The sequence below is a fragment of the Streptomyces qaidamensis genome (assembly GCF_001611795.1).
Lineage (GTDB): Bacteria > Actinomycetota > Actinomycetes > Streptomycetales > Streptomycetaceae > Streptomyces > Streptomyces qaidamensis.
Genome location: NZ_CP015098.1, coordinates 5233482 through 5257819, shown reverse-complemented (window position 1 = coordinate 5257819; position 24338 = coordinate 5233482). Strand labels below are relative to the sequence as shown.

Sequence of the window (24338 nt, the reverse complement as noted above, 5' to 3'; positions counted from 1 at the left end):
GATCGAAGCCTTCCGCTGAAGTTGTCGTTGAGTCCGATGAGGTTCGCGTACCGCTCAGCCGTCGCGGTGCGCACCGCCGCCGAGTTCACCTTGCCAACGGCGGTAGAGCCGGTGCGGCACGCCCGCCGCGTCGAGTACGCGTCCGGCGACGAAGTCCACCAGGTCCTGGATGTGCGTCGCGCCCGCGTAGAAGGCGGGTGAGGCGGGCACGACCGTCGCGCCCGCGTCGTCGAGGGTGACCAGGTGCCGCAGCGTCTGGCCGTTCAGCGGGGTCTCGCGCACGGCCACGATCAGCTTGCGTCCCTCCTTGAGGGTCACGCTCGCCGCCCGCTGGAGCAGGTCCTTCGACAGGCCGAGCGCGACCCCGGCCACGCTCGCCGTCGAGGCGGGCACGATGAGCATGCCCTTGGTGGGGTACGACCCCGAGGAGGGCCCGGCGGCCAGGTCGCCGGCGCTCCAGTGCCGTACGGCGCCGATGTCGACGGAGAAGGTGTCCGGCTTGCCGTCGGCGCCCCGGGACAGCCATTCCCGCAGGTCGGCCTGCCAGTGGGCGTCCCGGAAGGAGATCCCGGTCTCGTCCAGCAAGGTCAGCCGGGACGCCCGGGACACCACGAGATCGACGCTCTCGCCGGCGGCGAGAAGGGCCCGCAGCACGGCAGCGGCATACGGGGTGCCGGAAGCCCCGGACACCCCTACGATCCAAGGCGTACGCGGCATCTCGCCTGGCTTGACTGGGTTCACAACACCGAGCCTATCCGGCGCCGCAGGGTGGGAACCGGCCAAGGGGTGCGGGCCGTTGCACGGAGGGGACGAGCGAACACTGGGGGTCGCCATGTCGGGTCCGCAAGCCGGGTGGTCGAACGGCGATCGTGCGCTGGCCGCGGGCAAGCTGATGCTCGCCTGGGTCGCGCTGCTGTGGCTGCTGGAAGTGGTCGACGTGGCCACGGGCCACGCGCTGGACGGCTTCGGCGTCACCCCGCGCGACCCGTCCGAGCTGGTCGATGTCGTCCCCTCGTCCTTCATCCACTTCGGTTTCGCCCATCTGGCGGCCAACACCGTGCCGCTGCTGGTCCTCGGCTTCCTCGCGGCGCTCGCGGGCCTGCGCCGGTTCCTGCTGGTCTGCGCGCTGATCATCGTCGTCGACGGCCTGGGCGTCTGGCTCATAGCCCCGGACGGCACCAACACCGCGGGCGCCTCCGGCGTGATCTTCGGCCTCTTCGGCTTCCTCCTGGTCAGCGGATTCGTCGAGCGCCGCCCCTGGGGCGTCCTGGCGGGCGTCCTGATCGCCGCGGTCTGGGGCGGCTCGATCCTGGCGGGCCTGGCCCCGACCCAGACGGGCGTCAGCTGGCAGGGCCACCTGCTGGGCCTGCTGGCGGGGGTGGCGGCGGCGTTCGTGTTCCGCCGCGGCCCGGCAGCCCCAGCCGCGCTCACACGGTGAGGCCACGCACCAGCAGGTCCAGCAGCGCGCACACGAACAGGGCGATGCCGATGAAGCCGTTGACGCTGAAGAAGGCCCGGTTCACCCGGGAGAGGTCGTGGGGGCGCACGATCGAGTGCTCGTAGAGGAAGGCCCCGGCGACGATCAGCAGGCCCAGCCAGAAGAAGGCACCGGCGCCGGTGGCGAGGGCGTACCAGACGAACAGGGCGGTCGTGAGGGCGTGGCAGACGCGGGCGCCCCAGATCGCCGACGGGATGCCGAACCGCGCCGGGACGGACATGACGCCGATCTCACGGTCGGTCTCCACGTCCTGGCAGGCGTAGATCAGGTCGAAGCCGCCGATCCAGATCCCGACGGCCAGACCGAGGATCACCGCCTCCCAGGACCACTCCCCCGAGATCGCCAGCCAGCCGCCGACCGGGCCCATGGCCTGGGCGAGGCCGAGGATGGCCTGCGGGAAGTTCGTGAACCGCTTGCCGTACGGGTAGACCACCATCGGGATCACCGCGATGGGGGCCAGCGCCAGGCACAGCGGGTTGAGCAGGGCCGCCGCGCCGAGGAACACGGCCAGGGCGATCAGCGCGCCCGTCCACGCGTGCTTCACCGACATCGCGCCGGTCACCAGCTCGCGCTGTGCCGTGCGCGGATTGCGCGCGTCGATCTCCCGGTCGATGATCCGGTTGACCGCCATGGCGAACGTGCGCAGCCCCACCATGCAGACGGTGACCAGCAGCAGCTTGCCCCAGTGGATGTTCCTGTCCCACTGGAACATCGCGGTGAGCGCGGCGATGTAGGCGAAGGGCAGCGCGAAGACCGAGTGCTCGATCATCACCAGCCGCAGGAAGGCCTTGGTGCGTCCCGGCTGCGGGATGGCGGCGGAAGCGGAAGTCACAGGCCGTACTCCTTCCAGCGGCGGTCCACCTTCGCCGCCGTCTCCGGGTCGGACTCGACCATGTCGGGCCAGCCGCCGTCGCGGGTGTAGCCCTCCTCGGGCCACTTCTTCGTCGCGTCGATGCCGGCCTTGCCGCCCCAGAACTGCTGGTAGGAGGCGTGGTCGAGGTGGTCGACGGGGCCCTCGACGACCGACAGGTCGCGGGCGTAGTCCGTGTTGCCCAGCGCCCGCCAGGCGACCTCGTGCAGATCGTGCACGTCGCAGTCGGAGTCGACGACCACGATCAGCTTGGTCAGCGACATCATGTGCGCGCCCCAGATCGCGTGCATGACCTTCTGCGCGTGCTTCGGGTACTTCTTGTCGATCGAGACGATCGCGCAGTTGTGGAAGCCGCCCGCCTCCGGCAGGTGGTAGTCCACGATGTCCGGCACGATGATCTTCAGCAGCGGCAGGAAGAAGCGTTCCGTCGCCCGGCCCAGCGGCCCGTCCTCCGTCGGCGGGCGGCCCACGACGATCGACTGGAGCAGCGGCCGCTTCCGCATCGTGATGCAGTCGATCGTCAGCGCCGGGAAGGGCTCCTGCGGCGTGTAGAAGCCGGTGTGGTCGCCGAACGGACCCTCGGGCAGCATCTCGCCCGGCTCCAGCCAGCCCTCGATCACGACCTCCGCCTGCGCCGGCACCTGGAGCGGCACGGTCTTGCAGTCGACCATCTCGATCCGCTTGCCCGCGAGGAACCCGGCGAACAGGTACTCGTCGATGTCCCCGGGCAGCGGGGCGGTGGAGGCGTACGTCACGGCGGGCGGACACCCGAAGGCGATCGCGACGGGCAGCCGCTCGCCCCTGCGCGCGGCCACCTGGTAGTGGTTCCGGCTGTCCTTGTGGATCTGCCAGTGCATGCCGATGGTGCGCTTGTCGTGCCGCTGGAGGCGGTACAGCCCGAGGTTGCGGACGCCGCTCTCCGGGTCCTTGGTGTGGGTCAGCCCCAGGTTGAAGAACGACCCGCCGTCCTTCGGCCAGGTGAACAGGGCGGGCAGCTGGTCGAGGTCGACGTCGTCCCCCGTCAGGACGACCTCCTGCACGGGGCCGTCCTTCACCTTCTTCGGCGGCACGTGCGTCATCGCGCCGAGCTTGCCGAAGGCCTCCCGGACGCCGACGAAGCCGTGCGGCAGCTCGGGCTTGAGCAGCCCGCCGATCCGCTCGGAGATCTCGGCGTACGACTTGAGGCCCAGTGCCTTCAGCAGCCGCCGGTCCGTGCCGAACACGTTCATCGCGAGGGGCATGCTCGACCCGCGCACGTTCTCGAAGAGCAGGGCGGGGCCGCCGGACTTCTGCACCCGGTCGACGATCTCCCCGACCTCCAGGTACGGGTCCACCTCGGCCTTGATGCGCTTGAGGTCGCCCTCGCGCTCCAGCGCCCTGAGCAGGGAGCGAAGATCGTCGTAAGCCATGGGGTCCAGTATCCCCGAGCCGCTACCCTGGCCTGGAACCACCCACCCGCTTTCGCTGAGAGGCCGCATGCTCCGGGTACTGATGTTCCTCGTGCCGTTGGCACTCAGCGTGTACGCGTTCATCGACTGCATCAGCACGAAGGACGACGAGATCCGCCACATGCCCAAGCCGCTGTGGGCGATCCTTGTGCTGCTGTTTCCGCTTGTCGGGTCGATCTCCTGGCTGATCGCCGGCAAGAAGCGGGTACCGGCGGCGGAGCGTCCCCGGCGGTGGGTGGCGCCCGACGACAATCCCGACTTCCTGAAGTCCCTCGACCAGGACAAGGATCCGGACACGGACACGGACGGGCGCAGGCGCGAGGACTAGTGCCTGTGCGGGTTCCGACCAATTGAGTCGACATCCGTTCAGAGCTGCGCGAAGCTCCTCGCGATGACCCGACGAACCGATACACCTTCCGCGTGGGACGAGCGTACGCAGCTGGTCACCTTCCTCGACTACGCCCGGGACACCGCGCTGGCCAAGTGCGAGGGCGTGTCAGCCGAGGACGCCCGCAAGGCCCCGCTCCCGAGTTCACCGCTGATGACGTTGTGCGGGCTGATCAGCCATCTGCGCTGGGTCGAGCACTACTGGTTCCAGGTGATGTTCCTGGGCGAGGAGCCTGTGGGGCCGCTCACCGAGGCGACCGACGATGATCCCGACCCCGAGATGCGGACAGCGGTCGACATCCCGTTGCCCCGCCTTCTCGCCGAGTACCGGGAGCAGAGTGCCCGTTACCGCCGCCTGGTGTCCGAGCACGACCTGAACTCAACGGCCAAGCGTCCCATCAGCGATGGCCGCCATGTCGACCTCCGCTGGGTGATCCTCCACCTCATCGAGGAGACGTCCCGCCACAACGGCCACCTCGACGTCGTCCGTGAGCTCGTCGACGGGCGGACCGGCGTCTGAGACCGGCTCTCAGAGGGCGGCGGTGAACGCCGCCCAGGCAGACCGCCCCACGACCAGGACCGGCCCGTCAGGGTTCTTGCTGTCGCGGACGGGGACGGTTTCTGGGAAACCGGGGGCTATTTCTATGCAGTTGCCGCCGTTGGCGTCGCTGTAGCTGCTCCTGATCCAGGTCAGCGAGTTCCCGTCCATGATGCGCGTACCTCTCCATCGTCTCGTGGATCAGAGCGGCGGACTGGGGAGCTGACAGGGCGTCCGCCCTGAGCACATCATAAGTGTGGCTATGGCGCGCGAAGAGGGCCGGATCGTCGTTGAAATGGCCGCGATCCAGCGATTCCGAGTAGACCCAGTCGTGCCCGTCGGGCAGCTTGATCAGCGACATGGAACCACTGGGGCGGAACAGCCCGAGGCGTGAGGCAGGGGCGACCTGGATCCGGATATTGGGCCGCCGTCCGACGTTGAGCAAGTGCGCGCACTGGTCCCTCATCACCGCCGGACTGCCGATCAGGTTGCGCAGGCAGCTCTCGTCGAGAACGACGATGTACAGCGGGCCACCCTCCGCCAGGAAACGCTGCTGGCGACTCAGGCGCGCCCGCACGCGCTCCTCCAGCTCCTCGCCGCTCACCAGCAGGGAGAACAGCGACTGCGCATAGTCCGCCGTCTGCAACAAGCCCGGGATCACCCGCTCCTGGTACTCCCGGAGGGAGACGGCCACCTCGTCCATCTCCGCCCGCCGCCGGAACCAGTCGGGATGCTCCACCTGCGGATACCAGTCGATCCGGGCCCACAGTCGGGCCAACACCCCACCCGTGCCCAACAGTTCGTCACAGGTCTTGGCGAACGTGTCCTGCGGAACCCTCGTACCGCCCTCGACCCGCGCCACATGCGAACGGTCGCACGGGATCTGCCTCGCCAAGCCCTCCTGCGTGAGCATCGCGGCCTCACGGAAGTGCCGCAGGACCTCCCCGAATACCGCCGCCGTACTCGCCCCGCCGTTCCGTCGACTCACGGCTCCCCCTCCGTGACAGTGCACCGGTGTCACACGCCAAGCATTGAACCGGACTGTTCCCGTGCGCAACGCTCGATACACCCAGAGTGACGGAGGTGCGCGGAATGGAACCGGGAACGCTCGTCTACGACCCGCAGACGTGCAAGGTCGGCGAGTACCAGGACAGGACCGGCCCGTACGTGATGCTGCGCCCGGTCGGCGGCGGCCGGGAATGGCAGGCGGACCCGGCGAGGATCCGCGAGGCGACACCGGAGGAGCGGCTCAGTGCGGGCGTGCGCGCGCTCAACGACCGTTCCAGGGAAGGCCTGTCGGCCGACCCGGCCCGGCCGCCCTCCCCGGTGCCCGGGTGCGCGGGATGTGAGGAGCTGGCGCTGCGGCGGGACCGCGCACGCGCGGCGTTCGACGGCAGTGCGGTGACCGACGCGAACGTGCTGCTGCGCCAGCACCAACGCGCGGAGCACGGTGGGGAGTCGACGGGCCGCAGGATCTTCCGGTACGTGCCGTACACGATCGTGCAGGACGCGTCGGCCCTGCCCGAGTACGAGGCGTACTGCGTCTCCGGCGAGGAGCAGGACTGCGGGGCGGGTTCGGGCCGGTGCCAGGGGCCCGGCGAGGTGGAGGAGTGGCAGCGCAGGCACACCCAGGAGACGCGGCACCTGCGCTACCGCCGCAGTTTCGCGGACTACGCCGTGCTCGAACAGGTCACGGCCCGGTCAGCGATCAGGGATCCACATATCTGAATTCCGGACCGTACGTCCTGCCGCTCCCGTCGGGCAGTGCGCGCTGCATCAGGAGCTGGGAGGGTTCGACGAGGAAACGCATCCGGGTCACCGCTGCCGAGAGATTTCTCTGCATGTCGGCCGTCGCAGTGGCCTGCCAGGCCCGTTCGAGGAACCTCAGCATCTCGCTGTACTGGAGATTGACTTCCACCAGCCGCTGCCTCGTCTCCTCATCCGGTGCCGGCAGGCCTCCGGCTTCCCAGCCGCCTGCCGGAACCTTCCCCATGGGGAGGGCGGAGGGCATGGCTATGGCGTCTCCGGCGAATTCCCACCGGTCGGGGTTCTGGGAGGTCCTGACCAGCTTGCGGCCGTGGAAGAGTTCGCGGAAGACATAGAAGTGGGCGAGTTCCCCCTGCTCTCCGGGGTGCGGATTCTCCGGCGAGGCCGCCGTGCCCTCGCCCTGCTCCTTGATGATGCCGATGGCCTTCTCGGCGCCGGCGAGCGAGGTGATCTCCAGCACGTCGTTGCCCTCGCCGTGGTGCGACATGAGCCGGCGCATCTGCCGGGTGCCGGTGATCAGGTCCGGATGCTGCCGGAACGCCTCGCCGATCGCCGAGTAGAAGGCCCCGATGGACGTGTGCCCGCCGCTCTCCACCGTGACCGGGTCGTCCGGCTCCTCGATGCGGGAGAACAGGTCCAGGGAATCCTTGGTGAGCCCGCTCAGGAAGACGGTCAGGTCCGGGCGCACGCCTCCGGGCAGCGGGCCGGGGTATTTCGGTGCCGTCCGGGCGTCGGCGAGGCGGGGCATGCCACCGATCGTCGTCAGCAGATTTCCGGCGAGCCCCAGATGTGACATCTCGTCGAAGACGACGCGGCGAATGGCTTGGGCCACGTCGGACTCCTGGTCCTCGATGGACCACAGGGCGCACAGATACGGCGGAAGCGTAGAGAGCTCCAGCATGACGGCCTGCTGCAGTGCGTCCTTCAACCATTCGGAATCGCGCTGATCTTCACGCGCGTCCATCAATTCGACGATTCTGCTGCTCTGATAGCTGACGATTGTCGCCATGGGACGTCACTTCCCCGCCGTGCTCGTGCACCATCAGAAGGCGCATCTGAGTTTCGCCTTTTCTGACGCGAATCCCCGATATTCACGAGCCTACGACGCACCCGTACCGGCCGCAGCCCATCCGGCCCCTTCCGACATCAGCCTCCCCCCGCCCGCCCCGCCGACCGGCCCGAGGTCGATCAGCCAGTCGGAGGCCCGCATGACGTCCGTGTTGTGCTCGATGGTGATGACGGAGTGGCCCGCGTCCACCAGCCGTTGCAGGGCGTCCAGCAGCCGGGCCGTGTCCGCGGCGTGCAGGCCGGTCGTCGGCTCGTCGAGGACGTACAGCGTGCGGTCGCTCGGCCTGCGGCCCAGTTCCCGTGCCAGTTTGAGGCGTTGGGCCTCGCCGCCGGACAGCGTGGTGGCCGGCTGGCCCAGCGGGAGGTAGCCGAGGCCCACGTCGGCCATGCGGCGCAGCCGTCCGGCCACGGCGGGCACGTCCCGGAAGACCTCCAGCGCCTCGTCGACCGTCGCCTCCAGCACCTCCGCGATGTCGTGGCCCGCGTACCGGACGGCGAGCACCTCGGGCCGGAAGCGCCGCCCCCGGCAGCCCGGGCATCGCACCGGGACCGCGGGGAGGAAGTGCATGCGGACCGTCAGCACCCCGGCGCCCTCGCAGCGTTCGCAGCGGCCGCCCGGCACGTTGAAGGAGAAGCGGCCCGCGGGGAGTCGTCCGGCTGCCGCGAAGGCCTCGCGGATCGGGGTGAAGACGTCCGAGTACGTCGCCGCGTTGGAACGGGGCACGCGGCCGACCGGCGCCTGGTCGATGAGGACGGCCTTGGACAGGTGCTCCCAGCCGTCGATGCCGTCGTGCTCGGCGGGCAGTTCCCCCGCCCCGTGGAAGTGCCGGCGGGCGGCCCGGCCGAGGATGTCCAGCAGCAGGGTCGACTTGCCCGAACCGGACGGGCCGGTGACCGTCACCAGTCGCCCCAGCGGGATCCGTACGGTGACGTCCTTGAGGTTGTGGGCCCGGGCTCCCCTGATCAGCAGCGCCGCCTCGCCGTCGCCGCGACCACGCGACCGGGGTGCGGGGAGGCGGCCCGAGAGGTACGCGCCGGTGACGGAGCCCTCGGCCCGGGCCACCTCCTGCGGCGTGCCCTCGGCGACGATCCACCCGCCGTCCCGGCCCCCCCCCGGCCCGACGTCCACGACGTGGTCGGCCGCCCGCAGCACCTCCAGGTCGTGCTCGACGACGAGCACGGTGTTGCCCAGGTCGCGCAGGCGGCGCAGGACCCCGATCAGACGGGCGGTGTCCGAGGGGTGCAGGCCGATGGTCGGCTCGTCCAGGACGTAGAGGACGCCGGTCAGGCCGGAGCCGAGCAGGGCGGCCAGCCGCAGCCGCTGGGTCTCGCCGGCGGAGAGGCTGGGTGTGGCCTGGCCCAGGGTGAGGTAGCCGACGCCGACGTCCAGCAGGCGCCGGACCCGCTCCTCCAGGTCGGCCACGACCGGCTCCACGAACAGCCACTCGTCCCCGTCCGACCGCTCGCGCAGGCCGGTCAGCCATGCGCCGAGGTCGGTCAGCGGCAGCCGGGCGGCCTCGACGACGGTGAGGCCGTGCACGGTCACCGCCCGGGCCCGGGCGCACAGCCGGGTCCCGCCGCACTCCCCGCAGGGCTGCTTCACCAGACCCTGCTGCTCGGCCCGTTCGCGGTAGTCGGGGTCGTCGGCGCGGTCGTTGTAGCGGCGCAGCAGCGCCGTCGCGACCCCTTCGAAGCGGCCCGTCGTCACGGTCGCCGGTGGGGCGGTGTCGGGGAAGTGCCGCCGGAACTCCCGGCTTTCCACGCCGTGGAGAAGCAAGTCCTGTTGTATGCCGTCGAGTTCGCCGAACGGTGCGTCCGTGTCGAAGGTGAAGCCGTAGTGGGCGGCGGCTGCCCGCAGCACGGGCAGGCTCCAGGCGGTGTACTTCGCGTTCCAGCCCTTCACCGCCCCCTGCGCGACCGGCTTGCCGTCGTCGACCAGGCGCCGCACGTCGGGGCGGATCACCTCGCCCAGGCCGGTGCAGGCCGGGCAGGCTCCGGCGGGCTTGTTGAAGGAGAAGGAGCCCATGACCAGTTCGGGTACCGGGGTGGAACAGTGCGGGCAGGGCCACTGCTCGGGCTCGGCGTCCTCGTCGGCCTCGGCACCGTCGGCGTAGGACGGCGGGATGTCCTTGCCGCAGCCGGGGCAGGGCCGGATCCCGATGCGCGACCACAGCAGCCGCAGGTAGGTGAAGACCTCGGTGACCGTGCCGACCGTGGAGCGGGGGCTGCGGTTGGTGAGGTGCTGGTCGACGCTGATGGACGGGGACAGGCCGGTGATCGAGTCGACGGCGGGTTTGCTGACGAAGCCGGTGACCATGCCCAGCGACTCCAGGTACTGCCGCTGGCCCTCCCGGTGGAGGGTGTCGAAGGCGAGGGTGGACTTGCCGGAGCCGGACAGGCCGGTCAGGACGACCAGCTTGTTCTTCGGCAGGGAGAGGGAGACGTTCTTGAGGTTGTTCAGGCGTGCGCCGGTGACGCGGATACAGTCGTCCATTCCTTCAAGTCTTCCATTGAAGTACCTCCTTGAGACTTGAGAGGGAGCCACTGCCTGTTTCCTGCCGTAACCTTCAAATCGATGACGAACGAACGCCGCCTCCGCCCCGTCGACCTGGCCCGGCTGGCCGGTGTCTCGGCGCAGCAGATCCGCAACTACGAGGACGCCGGTGTGCTCCCGCCGGCCGCCCGGACCGCGTCCGGCTACCGCGCCTTCGGGGAGGTGCACCGCGGTGCGTTGCTGGCGTACCGGGCGCTGATGCGGGGGTACGGGCCGGTGACGGCGGCGGGGATCATGCGGACCCTGCACGCGGGGGACGTCCCGGGCGCGCTCGCGCTGGTCGACGCCGCGCATGCCGCCCTGCACGAGGAGCGGGTGTCCCTGCGGGCGGCGAGCGAGGCCCTGGAACTGCTGGCGCTGGAGCCCCCGGCCCCGCTCCCCCGCTCCGGCGGCCTGCGCATCGGCGAGGTGGCCGTGCTGCTGGGCGTACGGACCTCCGCGCTGCGGGTGTGGGAGGGGGCCGGGCTGCTCACGCCGGGCCGCGAGCGCGGGACGGGTTACCGGATCTACGAACCGGCCGATGTGCGCGACGCCCGGCTCGTGCACACCCTGCGCCGCAGCCACTATCTGTTCGACCAGATCAGGCCGGTGCTGGAGGGGCTGCGGCGGGAGGGCAGCAGTGCGGCGCTGCGCGCCGCCGTCGCGGCCCGCGGCCAGGCGCTGACCGCCCGCAGCAGGGTGATGATCGAGGGCGCGGGCGCCCTGCACACGTACCTCGACCGGTTCGGCCCGGCCGCGGTGACGACGGGACCGACCGCAGGCGGGCTTGGATGAGGTCATGGACCAGGCACAGGCACGCACATGGCTGACGACCGCTGTCGAGGAGGCCCGTTCCGGGCTCGCCGAGGGCGGCATCCCGATCGGTGCGGCGCTGTACGGCGCCGACGGCACCCTGCTGGGCCGCGGCCACAACCGCCGTGTCCAGGACGGCGATCCGTCCCTGCACGCGGAGACCGCCGCCTTCCGCGCGGCCGGGCGGCAGCGCTCCTACCGGGGTACGACGATGGTGACGACCCTGTCCCCGTGCTGGTACTGCTCCGGCCTGGTGCGGCAGTTCGGCATCTCCCGGGTGGTGATCGGCGAGGCGGTCACCTTCCACGGCGGCCACGACTGGCTGGCCGAACACGGTGTGGAGATCGTGCTGGTGGACGACGCCGAGTGCGCCGGGCTGATGCGCGCTTTCATCGCGGAACACCCCGCGCTCTGGCACGAGGACATCGGCGTCAACTGAGCACATCGGACGGACCCCGCATCGCCGTTCGAGATGCCATCCGTTCTCCTGAAATGTGACGACACGCGGTGTGGCCGGTGGCCGGCTCGGCATTCCCTTGATCGGGTCTGTCCCATCTGCGAACGGAGACGCCCCGTGCGAATGACCGACATCCAGCGCTGCGAGGTCCGGCCTGGACGACTCGTCGAATGGACGCTCAGTCCGGCGACCGTCGCGACGGCGAAGGCCCTGCCCGAGGACTCCAGGCCACCCGCCTACATCCAGGAGTCACATCTGCGGACGGCGCGGTCGGTGCGCGAGGACGGGCTGTTCGTCCCGACCTGGATCGGTGCGGCCTTCGACCTCCCGGGCCGGGCCGACCTGGACGCCCTGGGCGCGGCGCTGCGCGGCTGGACGCTGCGGCACGAGACGCTGCGCAGCGGCTTCCGCTGGGCGGGCGGGCCCGGTGACTCCCTGCGCCGCTTCACACTCGACGCGGACGCCGTGTCCCTGCACCGCGAGGACGCCGGGGAGTTCACCGACCCGGCGGCCCTGGCCCAGCACCTCCAGGACCGCTTCGACACCACCGCCGACGCGCTGCGCTGGCCGAACCTCATCTACACGGCCGTCGTCCGGGACGACTCCACCAGCGTGTACATGGCCTTCGACCACAGCAACGTCGACGCGTACTCCCTCTACCGCATCCCGGCCGAGATCCAGGAGCTGTACGCCGGTCACCTCACCGGCCGCGCCCCGGAGCAGCCCCCGGTCTCCAGCTACGTCGACTTCTGCGAGGCCGAGCGGGCGGACGCGGACCGGCTCGACGCGGACCACGAGATCGTCGCCCGCTGGCGGGAGTTCATCCGGCGCTGCGACGGTCGGCTGCCGAGCTTCCCCGTCGACCTCGGGCTGGAGAGCGGGGGCGGTCTGCCGACGCAGAAGCTCATGCGGGAGATGCTCGTGGACGCGGACGCCGCCGCCGCGTTCGAGGCGTACTGCCGCCCCTTCGGGGGCTCCCTGGTCGGGCTGCTGGCGGCGACGGCCCTGATCGTCCACGAGATCGGCGGTGAGCCCGTCTACCGGACGGTCGTGCCCTTCCACACCCGGGCGAAGTCCGCGTACTCGGACTCGGTGGGCTGGTACGTCGGCGGCGCGCCGATCGAGGTGCCCGTCGACGAGGCGCCCGACTTCCCCGCCGCGCTGAAGACCGTACGCGCCGCGCTGCACGCCACCCGGCCCCTGGCCCGGATGCCGCTGGCCCGGGTGCTGCGGCTGCTCGGCGCGGACTTCCGGCCGACGTCCCCCGACATGTACTCGATCGTGTCGTTCGCCGACGCCCGCGGCATCCCCGAGTCAGCCGCCTGGACCGAGCGCAACGCCTACGGCCTGATCCGGGTGTCCTACGGCGACCAGGTCTGCGCCTGGGTCACCCGCCTCCACGAGGGCCTGTGGTTCGCGGCCCGCTACCCGGACACCGATGTCGCGCACAAGAACCTGCGGCTGTACGCCGACCGGCTGCGCGACATCATCGTGTCGGTCGCGGACCACGCCCCCGCCGCCCGGCGGTGAGATGCCCGGCGGGGCCTACACGCCCGCGTAGGAGTGCTTGCCGGAGACGAAGATGTTCACGCCGTAGTAGTTGAACAGCCAGCAGCCGAAGGCGATGAGGGCCAGGTAGGCGGCCTTGCGGCCCTTCCAGCCGGCGGTGGCGCGGGCGTGCAGGTAGCAGGCGTAGGCGACCCAGGTGATGAAGGACCAGGTCTCCTTGGGGTCCCAGCCCCAGTAGCGGCCCCACGCGTCGCCGGCCCAGATGGCGCCCGCGATGATCGTGAACGTCCACAGCGGGAAGACGGCCGCGTTGACGCGGTAGGAGAACTTGTCGAGGGAGGCGGCGGAGGGCAGCCGCTCCAGGACGGAGGTCGCGAAGGTGCCGGGCGTGCCGCCGCTCGCGAGCTTGCTCTCGTAGGAGTCCTTGAACAGGTACAGGATCGTGCCGACCGCGCCGACGTAGAAGACCGCGCCGCAGAAGATCGCCGTCGAGACGTGGATGTACAGCCAGTACGAGTGCAGGGCCGGGACCAGCTGGTCGCTGGCGGTGTAGAGGACCGTGACCGCCAGGCCCAGGTCGAGCAGGACCGAGGTGATCAGGAACAGGCCGAGCCAGCGCACGTTCTTCTTCAGCGCGAGCAGTCCGAGGTACACGCCGACCGCGACCGTGGAGAACGTGATGTTGAACTCGTACATGTTGCCCCACGGGGCGCGCTCCACCGACAGGGCGCGGGTGAGGACACCACCGAACTCGACCAGGAAGGCGAGCACCGTGAGGGAGATGGCGATCCGGCCGTACAGGTCGCCCTGCTCGTCCCCGCCGTGCGCCCCGGGACCGTCCGGCACGTCGCGCTGACCGGCCGCGGCCCGCACGGTGACCTTCGGCCGCTCCAGCACGGCGGTGCCGCCGGCCTGGTTCACGGTGACGGCCGGGGCCGCCTTCTTGGCGTCCGCCTTGGTGGTGAGCGCGGCGGCGGTCCGGGCGACCTTGCTGCGGCTGCCGAAGAGCCATTCGGCGATGTACGCGAAGAAGGCCAGGGTGTAGACGGCCATCGCGGAGTAGATCAGCACATTGCTGATGCTCGCGAGGTTTTCGTTGGTGGCGGCGGCGAGAGTCACTTCTCAGCCCCTTCGGCAGGTACGGAGGTTGCGGTACCCGGCTCCTGGGCGGGGTCGGGGGAATCTGCGGGGGTGGCGGGACCGGGAGCGCCCGGTGCCTGCTCGTAGAGGTCGCCGGCGAGGTGGCCCAGCTCCTCGGGGACCTTGGCGGACTCACTGCGGCCGAGACCGGCCATCTCCACGACGGTGACGCCGTCGGCGCCCTTGACCGCGCGCACCCAGACGCGGCGGCGCTGGATGAACAGGGAGGCGGCGAGGCCGCCGATCGCGGCGAGGGCACCGGCGAGGGCCCAGCCGCTGCCGGGCTGCTGGACGATCTGGAAGCCGGCCCACTCCTTGATGTCCTTGCCGAAGGTGACCGAACCGGCGCCGTTCGGGAGCTTCATGGTCTCGCCGGGCTTCAGCAGCTTCTTGAACAGCTTGCCCTGGGAGTCCTTGAACTCCTTCATGTTGGTGCGGTCCATCTGGTAGACGCTCTGCGGGATGCCCGAGTCGGCCCCGAGGTCGCCGTGGTAGGCGGACAGCGCGAGCAGCGGATTGTCCAGCGCCGGGAACTGGGACAGCATCGTGCCGCTGGCGGAGCCGCCGAAGGTCGGCACGAAGAAGGCGTTGAAGCCGAGCTGCTCCTTCTTGCCCTGGGCGTTGCGGTAGCCGTCGAGGACCTTGACGACGCCGGAGGAGGTGACGTTGGCGTCCAGCGGCAGCAGCGGTACGGCGTCGTCGAAGACGATCTTGCCCTTGGCGTCGCGGACGGTGATGACCGGGGCGTAGCCGTGGCTGACGAGGTAGACCTTGGAGTCGCCGATCTCCAGGGGGTGGTTCACCTGGACGGTGTCGTTCTTCTCCTTGCCGTAGGCGCCGGAGCTGTAGGTGATGTCGGCCTGGTAGACGCGCGGGGTGCCCTTGTTGGGGCCGGTGCGCTCATAGGTGCCGGTGAACTTCTTCAGGTTGAAGCTGAACGGCACCAGGTCGTCGGACGTGAAGAGGTTGCCGGACTTGAAGTCGTCGTACTGGGTGAGGGTGTTGGAGAAGCCGTCACCCTCGACGACGAGCTTGTTGCCCTCGGACTTGAAGAGCTGGCCCCAGGCGAAGGCGATCAGCATCACGATGAGGGCGATGTGGAAGACGAGGTTGCCCGTCTCGCGCAGGTAGCCCTTCTCGGCGGCGACGGCGTCCCCGGTGAGGTGGGTGCGGAAGCGGCGCTTCTTCAGCAGGGCCAGGGCGGCCTGGTGCACCTGCTCGGGTTCGGCCGTGGTGCGCCAGGTGGTGTGCGCGGGCAGCCGGTTCAGCCGCCGGGGCGCGCCGGGCGGCAGGCCGCGCAGCTGGCCGACGAACTGCCAGGTGCGGGGGACGATGCAGCCGATGAGGGAGACGAACAGCAGGATGTAGATCGCGGAGAACCACACCGAGCTGTAGACGTGGAACAGGCCGAGCTTGTCGTAGACGTCGCCGAGGGTGGGGTTGCCCTTGCGGAAGTCGGCGACCTTCGTCTCGTCCTGGCCGGACTGCGGGATGAGCGAGCCGGGGATCGCGCCGAGGGAGAGCAGCAGGAGCAGCAGGAGCGCGACCCGCATGGAGGTCAGCTGCCGCCAGAACCAGCGGGCCCAGCCGATGACGCCCAGGGAGGGCAGGTTGGGCGCGTCCTCCCTGGGGGCGGTGGACAGCTGGGAGCCGGCGTCGCCCAGCTCCTGCTCCTCGGCGGCGGAGGGGGCCGGGTCGGAGGCGGTGGTCTTGCTCATCGATCAGATCCCCACAGTGAAGCCGTCGGACCAGACCTGCATCTCCTGCACGATGCGGTCCCAGGCGCCGGTCAGCAGGAGCAGACCGGTCACGATCATCATGATGCCGCCGATCCGCATCACCCAGACGTAGTGGCGCTTGATCCAGCCGAAGGCTCCGAGGGCCTTGCGGAAGGCGACCGCGGCGAGCACGAAGGGCACGCCCAGGCCCAGACAGTACGCGATGGTCAGCACGGCCCCGCGTCCGGCGCTGCCCTGCTCGGAGGAGAGGGCGAGCACGGAGGCGAGGGTGGGGCCGATGCAGGGCGTCCAGCCGATGCCGAACAGCGCCCCGATCAGGGGCGCGCCGGCCAGCCCGGCCACGGGCTTGCGGTGGAGGCGGAACTCGCGCTGGGTGAACCAGGGCATGAGGCCCATGAAGAAGACACCCATGAGGATCATGAGCACGCCGAGCACCTTGGACAGGATGTCCCTGTGCTCCTGAAGCGTGGCGCCGAAGTAGCCGAACAACGCCCCGGAGGAGACGAACACGGCGGTGAAGCCGAGCACGAACAGGGAGGCGCCCGCGACCATCCGGCCGCGCCGCGCCTCGGCGAGGTCGGTGCCGGCGACCCCCGTCACATAGGACAGGTAGCCGGGCACCAGCGGCAGGACGCACGGCGAGAAGAAGGAGACGAGGCCGCCGAGCAGCGCGATCGGCAGGGCCGCCAGCAGGGCGCCCTTGAGCACCGTGCCGTTGGGGTCCGCGACCGCGGCGAGCGTGGTGACTGCGCTCACGTCACTACTCCGCTCACTTCTCGGCGACGACCGGCTTGAGCATCTTCAGCAGCCGTTCCTCGCTGAGCGCGGACAGGGAACGGGCCGCGATCTTGCCGTCCCGGTCGAGGATGAGTGTGGAGGGGATCGCCTGCGGGTTGAGCGTGCCCTTCTTGAAGCGCAGCAGCAGCTTGCCGGTCGGGTCGTAGAGGCTGGGGTAGGTGATGCCCCAGTCCTTCTCGAAGGCGAGGGCGGCGCCGGTGGAGGTGTCGCGGGTGTTGATGCCGACGAACTGCACGCCCTTGTCCGCGTACTCCTTGGACACCTTCGCGAAGTACTTGGCCTCGGCGCGGCAGGGGTTGCACCAGGAACCCCACACGTTGAGGACGACGACCTTGCCCTTGTAGTCGGCGACGTCGAGGGTCTTGCCGGCGATGGTCTTGCCGGACAGGTCGGGCGCGGGGGTGCGCTCGCCCTTGGCCGCCGTGGCGACGCCGTCGGTGCCGGTGACGAAGTTGGTGTTGCCGCCCCCGCCGGAGGTGCCGCCGGAGCCGCACGCGGAGACGAGCAGTGCGGTGGCGGCGAGACCGGCGGTCAGGACGGCGCTGCGGCGGACACGGCGGGTGCGCTCGGTGGCACGGGTCGTGCGGTTCGAACGCTGGGGGGCGCTGGCGGCACTCATGTGAAAAGTTTCGCATGCCCGTTCTGGGGGTCTCGCCCACCCCCCTTGCGGGCGGAAAACCGCATTTCAGGCGGCGTTCGGCGAGGCGTCTCCGCCGGGCGTGGAGGCCTTGCCGGTGAACTCCCGCCAGCCTCCGGTCGGCTGCTGCCCGACCCCGAGGGTGCGGAGCTTGTCGAGCACCTCGGGCTTCTGCACGTCCAGCCAGTCGGTGAACTGCCGGAAGGAGACGAGACGCACATCCGCGCCCTTCTCCTTCTCCCGGGCGATGTACTGGAAGGCCTCCTCGACGGCGTCCATGTAGATGCCGCCGTTCCACTGCTCGAAGTGGTTGCCGATGAAGAAGGGTGCCCGGTTTGTCTCGTATGCCCGCTTGAATCCCTGGATGTACGCCTGCGCCGACTGCTTCCGCCAGCCCGGGTAGTTGTGGGCCGGGGCCTTGGTGGAGTTGAGGGACTGGTTGGCGAGCATGTTGTAGTCCATCGACAGGACCTCGAAGCCGCGGCCGGGGAAAGGTATCTGCTGGAGGGGCAGGTCCCAGATGCCCTGGCGCTTGGCGGGCCAGACCTGGAGGCCGCCGGGCGAGGAGGCGTCGTAGCGCCAGCCGAGCTCGCGGGCGGTGGGCAGCAGGTTGTCCTGGCCGAGCAGGCAGGGCGTACGGCCGCCGACGAGTTCCTTGTCGTAGTCGAACGGCAGCGACGGCAGGTCGGTCCAGCCGGTGTTGGTGCGCCACTCCTTGACGAAGGACTTCGCCTGGTCGATCTCGCTGCGCCACTGCCGGGGCGTCCAGTTCTTGACCGAGCCGTGGGACTCGCCGCAGAAGTGCCCGTTGAAGTGGGTGCCGATCTCGTGGCCCTCCAGCCACGCCCGGCGGACGTTCTTCAGCGTGTCCTTGACGTGCTCGTCGGTGAGGTAGCCGATGTCGGAGGCGCCGCGCGGATTGTTCGGCGGGTTGTACAGACGCTTCTTCGACTCGGGCAGCAGGTACAGCCCGGACAGGAAGAAGGTCATGCTCGCGCCGTGCTCCTTGGCGAGGTCCAGGAAGCGCGGGAAGAGGCCGTTGCCGACCTCGCCGGCGCCGTCCCAGGAGAACACGACGAACTGCGGCGGGGTCTGCCCCGGCTCCAGCGGCTCGGGCTTGGCGGGCTGGTGGGGCTGCTTGCCGGTGCGGCTGGTCGATCCGTCGCCGATGGGGCGGGCGGTGGGCTTCGGCTTCGATCCGCCCTGGACGGAGTCGCCGCCGGAACCGTCGGCACGGCCGGAGTCGTCCGAGCCCGTGAGCCCGCCGCATCCGGCGAGCGAGACGGCGGCGGCGGCTCCCGCGCCGAGTCCGAGCATTCCCCTGCGGGAGAGAGCGCGCATGGCATCCCCGATTCGTCACGTCGTGCTGGTCACCCAGTCAGAGGACGTGGAGAACGGGGAGGTTCCGCTTAATTGCGCAGATTCCGTAACGAAGGAGTCGTAAGCGATCAGAAGGGGGCGAACGCGGAGCGCTCACGCGCCCCTGCCGAACACCCACGGAGGCCGGCTGAACAGCCGGGCCCCGCGCCCGATCGGGGCCGGGATGACCGGCTCCGGCGGGCGGCTCAGGCTCGGGCGCGAGCCGCCGGCCCCGGCGTACTTCTCCCGGCCGGGCGGGCCGCTTCCAGCGCCGCCCCGCTCGCGGCAGCGCGCACGACTGCCCGCCGCCGACCACGAACCTCCGCTCCCGACCGCAGGTCCTCGACGGCCCGGGCGCCAGGACCGGGCCGGTCACGGCCGAGCACACACGCGGAGCCGGGCTGAACCCAGAGGGGGGCCAAGGCCCCCGGCCGCCCCGCAGGACACGCGCCCCCGGCCGGGCGGGCCGGTTCCCGCGCCGCCACGCTCGCGGCAGCGCGCACGGCTGCCCGCCGCCGACCGCGAAGCCGAAGACCACGCATCGCCCACCGCCCGCCGGCCGCTCCCGGCCGTTGCCCGCCGTCCGGTCGCGAGCCCGGGGCTCTGCCGGGTGCCCTGCGGGGTGCCGCTCACCCGGGTGGCAGGGGACGGCCGCAGGTTTTCGCGTCCGCCAGGGGGCCGGACCGGCGCCCGGGCAGGCCGCTGGTCCGTACACCCCGCACGCGTCCGCGTGCCTACGCTCCGAACGCCTTGTCCTGGCCCTTCACCGGCTTCGCGCCGGCGAGGAGGTGGGCCGGGACTAGGTCGCGGGCGGGCTCGGTGTAGCCGACGGAGACGATCCGGTCGCCCCGGTACGTGAAGGTCGTCAGCGAGGCGAGCGTGCACTGGCGCCTGCGCGGGTCGTGCCAGAGGCGGCGGCGTTCGACGTAGGACCGGACGATCCAGATGGGCAGCTGGTGGCTGACCACGACCGCCTCGTGCCCGCGGGCCTTGTCCTTCGCCGCGCTCAGCGCGCTCATCATGCGGACGACCTGGTCCACGTACGGCTCGCCCCAGGACGGCCGGAACGGGTTGACCAGGTGCTTCCAGTTGCCGGGGTTGCGCAGCGCCCCGTCCCCGACGCCGAACGTCTTGCCCTGGAAGATGTTGTCGGCCTCGATCAGCCGCTCGTCCGTGGCCAGGCCCAGCCCGTGCGCCTTCGCGATCGGCTCGGCCGTCTCCTGCGCCCGCTCCAGCGGCGAGGCGACGACGTGCGTCACATCGCGTCCGGAGAGGTGCTCCGCGACCCGGTCGGCCATGCGGCGGCCCAGGTCGGACAGGTGGTAGCCGGGGAGGCGGCCGTAGAGGATGCCGTCCGGGTTGGCGACCTCGCCGTGCCGCATCAGGTGGACGACGGTGATGTCCTTGTCGCTCTCGAGGCCCGTCACGTCGCTCATGCCGTCGCCTCCGCCGCCGCCCGGGCCGCCGCCGGAAGGGCGTCGGCGATGCGCTGCACGGCCCGCTCGTCGTGCGCGGTGGACACGAACCAGGACTCGAAGGAGGACGGCGGCAGGTAGACGCCGTTCGCCAGCAGCGAGTGGAAGAACGCGGTGAAGCGGAAGGACTCCTGCGCCTTGGCGTCCTCGTAGTTCCGCACGGGCCGGTCGGTGAAGAACACGGAGAACATGTTGGAGGCGGTCTGCAGCCGGTGCGCCACGCCCTCCTTGGTGAGGGCCTCGGTGACGAGCCCCTGGATCTCCTTCGACACGGCGTCGACCTTGGCGTACGCGGCGTCGTCGAGCAGCCGCAGCTGGGCGAGCCCGGCTGCGGTGGCGACGGGGTTACCGGAGAGGGTGCCGGCCTGGTAGACGGGCCCCGCCGGGGCGAGGTGGGCCATGACGTCCGCGCGTCCGCCGAAGGCCGCCGCGGGGAAGCCGCCGCCCATGACCTTGCCGAAGGTCATCAGGTCGGGGACGACGCCGTCGACCCCGAACCACCCGGCGCGGCTGGTCCGGAAGCCGGTCATGACCTCGTCGGAGACGTAGAGGGCGCCGTTCTCGGAGCAGATGTCCTTGAGGCCCTGGTTGAAGCCCTCGGCGGGCGGTACGACGCCCATGTTGCCCGGGGACGCCTCGGTGATCACGCAGGCGATCTCGCCCGGGTGGGCCCGGAAGGCCTCGCGCACGGCGTCGAGGTCGTTGTAGGGCAGGACGATGGTGTCGCCGGCCTGGGCGCCGGTGACGCCCGGGGTGTCGGGCAGCGCGAACGTGGCGACACCGCTGCCGGCCGCGGCGAGCAGCGAGTCGACGTGCCCGTGGTAGCACCCGGCGAACTTGATCACCTTGGTGCGCTGCGTGAACCCGCGCGCGAGCCGGATCGCGGACATGGTCGCCTCGGTCCCGCTCGACACGAGCCGCACCTGCTCCAGCGGCGCGACCCGGGCGGTCATCTCCTCGGCGAGCGCGACCTCGCCCTCACCGGGCGTGCCGAAGGACGTGCCGCGGGAGACGGCGTCCTGCACGGCGGCGATGACCTCGGGGTGGGAATGCCCGAGGATCATGGGTCCCCAGGAACAGACGAGGTCGACGTACTCCCTGCCGTCGGCGTCGGTCAGATAGGGGCCGGTGCCGGACACCATGAACCGCGGCGTGCCGCCGACGGCTCGGAAGGCCCGCACCGGTGAGTTCACGCCGCCGGGCGTGACGGCCGCCGCGCGGTCGAAAAGAGCCTGCGAGGCCGGTGCTTCGTACGGATATGCCAGTTCACTCATGACCTGCGACTTCTCCGACCTTCTCCGACGCTGTCGGGCTCCGGGTGCCAGTGACCTGTTCAGGGTAGGCCAGCGGCGTGGGTGGGCGGGGCGTGGGACAACCCGCCCCCCGGTCCCCCGGCGTCTGCGAGACTGGACCCTGATACCCACAGCTCAAACGCCCCGGGGTGGTCGGGGGCTGCGGAGATCCTGCGGCCAGATGTTTCGACGTACGTTTCGGCGGGCGGCCGTGGGGGAGGTCACTGACACGATGATCGGGTTGCGCGGCGGGGGCGACGCGTCCTAGAAAAGCAGTCGGGTGGAGATATGCATCGCGGTGGCGGACTGGGCGAGGGGACTGATGGCCTGGGTCCTCGACGTGCCCGGCGGGGAAGGCACCGGCGCGAGGCGGAGGACGCTCAGGAACCGCGTCAGACACAGGGTGTACCGAGTGAACCGGATCGGGCCGTCGGACGTACTGAACGGCAGGTCGACGATCTTCGGGCCGGGAGCAGCGGGAATGGTGGTCGGGTGGGGGTGACGTACAAGTACTTCGGTGCGCCCGACGGCGCGACCGCGGCCCGCGTCCCGATCTCGATGCGTCCCGAGGAGCTCGGCGGCGACGAGCTGGGCATGAACGGCATGTTCACGAAGATCAAGCCGGAGACGATGGCGGCCATGGTCCTCACGGGCATCGAGGGCGTCCCCCTGCACAAGGTCCCGCCCCTGGAACTGGTCGTCCTGCACCCCGACTACGCGGTGGTCAAGCTCCCCATGACGGTCGTCGACCCCCTGCGCGGCATCGGCGAGGAGGCCGTGGGCGCGGCGGCGTTCATCTGGTCGACGGTCCCGGACCGCGGCGGCCCCCGCGACGCGTTCAACGTCTACCAGCTGCTGCACGAGTGGCAGGACTTCAGCCATCGGTTGCATGAGGCGGGGCATCAGCCTTATTGCCTGGTGTGGCCCTGAGCTGGGGTTTCTTGCGGATCGGGCGGGGTCTTCGGGCCTCGCCCTTTTGCGTGCCGGGGAACGGCCGTCAGGCGGCCAGGGCACATCGAGGGCGCATTGGTTTTGCTGGGGGTGCTGATGTGCCCTGGGCGGCGGGCGGGTCGCCGTCGTTTTTCGCCTCGGTTTCTGTGAAGGCGTCGTCGATCGCCTTGCGAGTGCGGGTCTCACTGGACGGCAGCAGGTGCGTGTACGTCCGAAGCGTGGAGCCCCGGTCCGAGTCGCCGAGGTGCTCGGAGAGCGCCCTGATGCTGTCCCCCGAGTCAAGGAACGAAGGCGTAGGTATGCCGGAGGGCGTGCAACCCTGAGTGTGGAGAGGGTCTACCGCCCGACGCAGGTGATCAGCCTCGTGCGCCAGATGCGGGACGCAGGCACTGTGACGACCGAACCCCGCTCCACAAGCGCAAAGACACGGGTGTCAGTGGCGATGAACCCACCAAGGGCCGGCAAGACAGCAGAGCAGGGCGCCCTCTGGTGAACCGGTCCGCCAGGGCGCATCCAGGGCATTGAGCCCGCTTGCTGGATCCATGAGCGGTCCGGGCCGGGGTGGAGGTGGGCCACCCCGGTCGGGTCTCATCTGATGTGCTTCGCCGGCTTGGTGGCGGCGTTGAGCAGGTACTCCAGGGGGCCGCGGCGGAAGAAGCGGGACCAGATCGCGGCGAACCCGATCGCCCCGAGGATGAACATGAGCAGCGGCACCCAGGACTGCTGGGTGCTGGTCCCGGCGGGCACGGACAGCGCGGACTGTGCGAGGAAGTGGCCGACGTAGGCGGTCAGGGACATGGTGCCCACGGCGATGACCGGTTTGGCCAGGCGGCGCAGTCGCGGCAGGCGGTCCATCGCCACCGTCGCCCCGACGATCACGAGGATCGCGACACCGACGCTGCCGATGATGTCGAACGTGGTGCCGCTGTGCGGCCCGGCCGTCAGGAGCATCGACGCCGGCCGCTCGGGGAACGACCCGCTGTCGAGGGACACCGATCCACTGTCGAGGGGCAGTGAGCCCGAGCTGCCGGACGACCCGTCTTCGGCCATGCTCCGCAACGCGTCCTTTCCGGCGAGCAGCAAGGACATGCCGTATGCGGAAACGGTGAGAGTGGCACCGAGCGCGGCCAGGCGGCGCTGGACAGTGCCGGAGGACAGGTCGAGGCGGCCCAGCGCCATGCCCGCGATCACGAACGACATCCACGTGAGCGCCGGGTAGAAGCCGGTGAGCAGCAGATCGAGCACTCCCACCTCGCTGAGGCGGCGCAGCGGGTCAGAGGCGTTGATGCTCTGCTGGACCGACTCGCTCAGCAGCGAGGTCAGGGCGAAGGCCAGCTGCGGTGTGACGAGGGCGAACGCGGCCGCGATGATCGCGAGGGTCCTGGCGCGCAGTCGCACCAGGGGCAGGGCCAGCAGGAAGTAGACCCCGTAGAAGCCGAGGATGATCACTCCCCCGTATTCCATCGCCATCACGGTGCCCAGCGCCAGTAGGACGACGGCGCGGATCGCGATCCGGGCTTTCGCCTGCCGACCGGCCAGGCCGGTCTTGGGCTCGCGGCGGCCGGCGAGCAACATCAGTGAGAACCCGGCGAGGGTGGCGAACAGGACCGACGAGTGCCCGTCCGCCAGGTACCGGATCCAGCTGGCGACGCCGTCCGTGGCCGACAGCGGGGGGCCGATGTGCACGACGTACATGCCGAACACCGCCAGCGCGCGGGCCAGGTCCACCCCGACGAGGCGCCCCATCGAGGCACCGGGCGAGGCCGGCTCGGCGGACTCGGGGGAGGTTCGGGGCGGCGGAGGCGAGTTCTCCTGCGGAGCTGACGTCTCCTGCGGCGGCTGTGTCTGTGTCATACGGAGAACTTCGCGTGGACGTCAGGGGGCGGACCATCCGGCGGTCTTCGGTGAGTCCCCCGCCGATCGGCGGGTAACGCCCTGCCGACCGGCGGAGTCCCCGTCCCCGGCCGGTCCGGTACGACCGGACGGCTGTCTTCTTCAGCCACTCGGCGGGGGTGGACCCGACGGTTGCCGGATGGGTGCGGGGCGGACGGGCTTCCA

23 protein-coding genes and 1 pseudogene are annotated in these 24338 nt (G+C 70.5%); 8 read left to right on the top strand and 16 right to left on the bottom strand.

Annotated features, from left to right (window positions below; all coding sequences use genetic code 11):
* Positions 1–54 precede the first annotated feature (54 nt).
* Positions 55–717 carry a UbiX family flavin prenyltransferase gene (locus A4E84_RS23375; RefSeq protein WP_062928462.1) on the bottom strand — a complete coding sequence of 221 codons (663 nt, stop codon included), beginning with the start codon at positions 715–717 and terminating at the stop codon, positions 55–57.
* 115 nt (positions 718–832) lie between these two features.
* Between A4E84_RS23375 and A4E84_RS23370 the strand changes: the two genes are divergently transcribed.
* Positions 833–1438: a rhomboid family intramembrane serine protease gene (locus tag A4E84_RS23370; RefSeq protein ID WP_062928461.1), complete on the top strand. Its 606-nt coding sequence runs from the start codon at positions 833–835 to the stop codon at positions 1436–1438.
* Here A4E84_RS23370 and mqnP read toward each other — a convergent pair.
* Both mqnP and A4E84_RS23360 read right to left on the bottom strand, forming a co-directional pair.
* Entirely contained in the window at positions 1428–2330 is a 903-nt protein-coding gene (gene mqnP / locus A4E84_RS23365) for a menaquinone biosynthesis prenyltransferase MqnP (protein WP_062928460.1), read from the bottom strand. The genes A4E84_RS23370 and mqnP overlap by 11 nt on opposite strands.
* Positions 2327–3778 carry a menaquinone biosynthesis decarboxylase gene (locus A4E84_RS23360; RefSeq protein ID WP_062928459.1) on the bottom strand — a complete coding sequence of 484 codons (1452 nt, stop codon included), beginning with the start codon at positions 3776–3778 and terminating at the stop codon, positions 2327–2329. The genes mqnP and A4E84_RS23360 overlap by 4 nt, the downstream gene beginning before the upstream one ends.
* Before the next feature lie 67 nt (positions 3779–3845).
* Here A4E84_RS23360 and A4E84_RS23355 point away from each other — a divergent pair, with 67 nt between their 5' ends.
* Complete coding sequence (locus A4E84_RS23355; RefSeq protein ID WP_062928458.1) at positions 3846–4145, top strand: PLD nuclease N-terminal domain-containing protein; 300 nt, start codon at positions 3846–3848, stop codon at positions 4143–4145.
* A 63-nt stretch (positions 4146–4208) separates the two neighbouring features.
* Positions 4209–4724, top strand: a complete 516-nt coding sequence (locus A4E84_RS23350) for a DinB family protein (RefSeq protein WP_062928457.1) — start codon at positions 4209–4211, stop codon at positions 4722–4724.
* Positions 4725–4733: 9 nt separating this feature from the next.
* Here the strand turns inward: A4E84_RS23350 and A4E84_RS44695 are convergent, their stop codons facing one another.
* Together A4E84_RS44695 and A4E84_RS43730 are read right to left on the bottom strand one after the other, a co-directional pair.
* On the bottom strand, positions 4734–4844 hold the full coding sequence (locus tag A4E84_RS44695) for a DUF397 domain-containing protein (protein WP_237305141.1): 111 nt from the start codon (positions 4842–4844) through the stop codon (positions 4734–4736).
* On the bottom strand, positions 4792–5730 hold the full coding sequence (locus A4E84_RS43730; protein ID WP_062928456.1) for a helix-turn-helix domain-containing protein: 939 nt from the start codon (positions 5728–5730) through the stop codon (positions 4792–4794). The genes A4E84_RS44695 and A4E84_RS43730 overlap by 53 nt, the downstream gene beginning before the upstream one ends.
* 104 nt (positions 5731–5834) lie before the next feature.
* On the opposite strand from A4E84_RS43730, the gene A4E84_RS45500 reads away from it, so the two are divergent.
* A complete protein-coding gene (locus tag A4E84_RS45500; RefSeq protein WP_062928455.1) occupies positions 5835–6470 on the top strand; it encodes a DUF7848 domain-containing protein in 636 nt (211 codons plus the stop codon).
* On the opposite strand, the gene A4E84_RS23335 is transcribed toward A4E84_RS45500, so the two are convergent.
* Positions 6451–7518 carry a ferritin-like domain-containing protein gene (locus A4E84_RS23335; protein WP_062928454.1) on the bottom strand — a complete coding sequence of 356 codons (1068 nt, stop codon included), beginning with the start codon at positions 7516–7518 and terminating at the stop codon, positions 6451–6453. The genes A4E84_RS45500 and A4E84_RS23335 overlap by 20 nt on opposite strands.
* A 90-nt stretch (positions 7519–7608) precedes the next feature.
* Positions 7609–10071 carry an excinuclease ABC subunit UvrA gene (gene uvrA / locus A4E84_RS23330; RefSeq protein ID WP_062928453.1) on the bottom strand — a complete coding sequence of 821 codons (2463 nt, stop codon included), beginning with the start codon at positions 10069–10071 and terminating at the stop codon, positions 7609–7611.
* 81 nt (positions 10072–10152) lie between these two features.
* Here uvrA and A4E84_RS23325 point away from each other — a divergent pair, with 81 nt between their 5' ends.
* From A4E84_RS23325 to A4E84_RS23315, 3 genes are all read left to right on the top strand, one after another.
* Positions 10153–10905: a MerR family transcriptional regulator gene (locus A4E84_RS23325; RefSeq protein ID WP_062928452.1), complete on the top strand. Its 753-nt coding sequence runs from the start codon at positions 10153–10155 to the stop codon at positions 10903–10905.
* A 4-nt stretch (positions 10906–10909) separates the two neighbouring features.
* A complete protein-coding gene (locus A4E84_RS23320; protein WP_062928451.1) occupies positions 10910–11362 on the top strand; it encodes a nucleoside deaminase in 453 nt (150 codons plus the stop codon).
* Positions 11363–11497: 135 nt separating this feature from the next.
* Positions 11498–12910, top strand: coding sequence for a condensation domain-containing protein (locus tag A4E84_RS23315; protein ID WP_062928450.1), 1413 nt, complete (start codon positions 11498–11500; stop codon positions 12908–12910).
* Positions 12911–12925: 15 nt separating this feature from the next.
* Here A4E84_RS23315 and ccsB read toward each other — a convergent pair whose 3' ends face one another.
* From ccsB to hemL, 7 genes are all read right to left on the bottom strand, one after another.
* Positions 12926–14008: a c-type cytochrome biogenesis protein CcsB gene (gene ccsB, locus A4E84_RS23310; RefSeq protein ID WP_062928449.1), complete on the bottom strand. Its 1083-nt coding sequence runs from the start codon at positions 14006–14008 to the stop codon at positions 12926–12928.
* A complete protein-coding gene (gene resB / locus A4E84_RS23305; RefSeq protein WP_062928448.1) occupies positions 14005–15747 on the bottom strand; it encodes a cytochrome c biogenesis protein ResB in 1743 nt (580 codons plus the stop codon). Before resB ends, ccsB begins: the two co-directional genes overlap by 4 nt.
* 3 nt (positions 15748–15750) lie before the next feature.
* Complete coding sequence (locus A4E84_RS23300) at positions 15751–16524, bottom strand: cytochrome c biogenesis CcdA family protein (RefSeq protein ID WP_062928447.1); 774 nt, start codon at positions 16522–16524, stop codon at positions 15751–15753.
* Between the two features lie 13 nt (positions 16525–16537).
* Positions 16538–17185, bottom strand: a complete 648-nt coding sequence (locus A4E84_RS23295; RefSeq protein ID WP_062928446.1) for a TlpA family protein disulfide reductase — start codon at positions 17183–17185, stop codon at positions 16538–16540.
* Positions 17186–17251: 66 nt separating this feature from the next.
* A complete protein-coding gene (locus A4E84_RS23290) occupies positions 17252–18544 on the bottom strand; it encodes a polysaccharide deacetylase family protein (RefSeq protein WP_062928445.1) in 1293 nt (430 codons plus the stop codon).
* Between the two features lie 752 nt (positions 18545–19296).
* Entirely contained in the window at positions 19297–19998 is a 702-nt protein-coding gene (locus tag A4E84_RS23285; protein ID WP_062928444.1) for a histidine phosphatase family protein, read from the bottom strand.
* A complete protein-coding gene (gene hemL / locus A4E84_RS23280; RefSeq protein ID WP_062928443.1) occupies positions 19995–21311 on the bottom strand; it encodes a glutamate-1-semialdehyde 2,1-aminomutase in 1317 nt (438 codons plus the stop codon). The genes A4E84_RS23285 and hemL overlap by 4 nt, the downstream gene beginning before the upstream one ends.
* A 510-nt stretch (positions 21312–21821) precedes the next feature.
* Here hemL and A4E84_RS23270 point away from each other — a divergent pair.
* Positions 21822–22259: a hypothetical protein gene (locus A4E84_RS23270; protein ID WP_003974483.1), complete on the top strand. Its 438-nt coding sequence runs from the start codon at positions 21822–21824 to the stop codon at positions 22257–22259.
* Positions 22260–22326: 67 nt separating this feature from the next.
* On the opposite strand, the pseudogene A4E84_RS44685 reads toward A4E84_RS23270, so the two are convergent.
* Positions 22327–22612: pseudogene (locus A4E84_RS44685) on the bottom strand (site-specific integrase); the annotation flags it as partial.
* A 256-nt stretch (positions 22613–22868) separates the two neighbouring features.
* The gene (locus tag A4E84_RS23265) at positions 22869–24134 is read right to left on the bottom strand and encodes a DUF418 domain-containing protein (protein WP_174569453.1); all 1266 of its coding nucleotides are present in this window, start codon (positions 24132–24134) and stop codon (positions 22869–22871) included.
* Between the last annotated feature and the right edge of the window lie 204 nt (positions 24135–24338).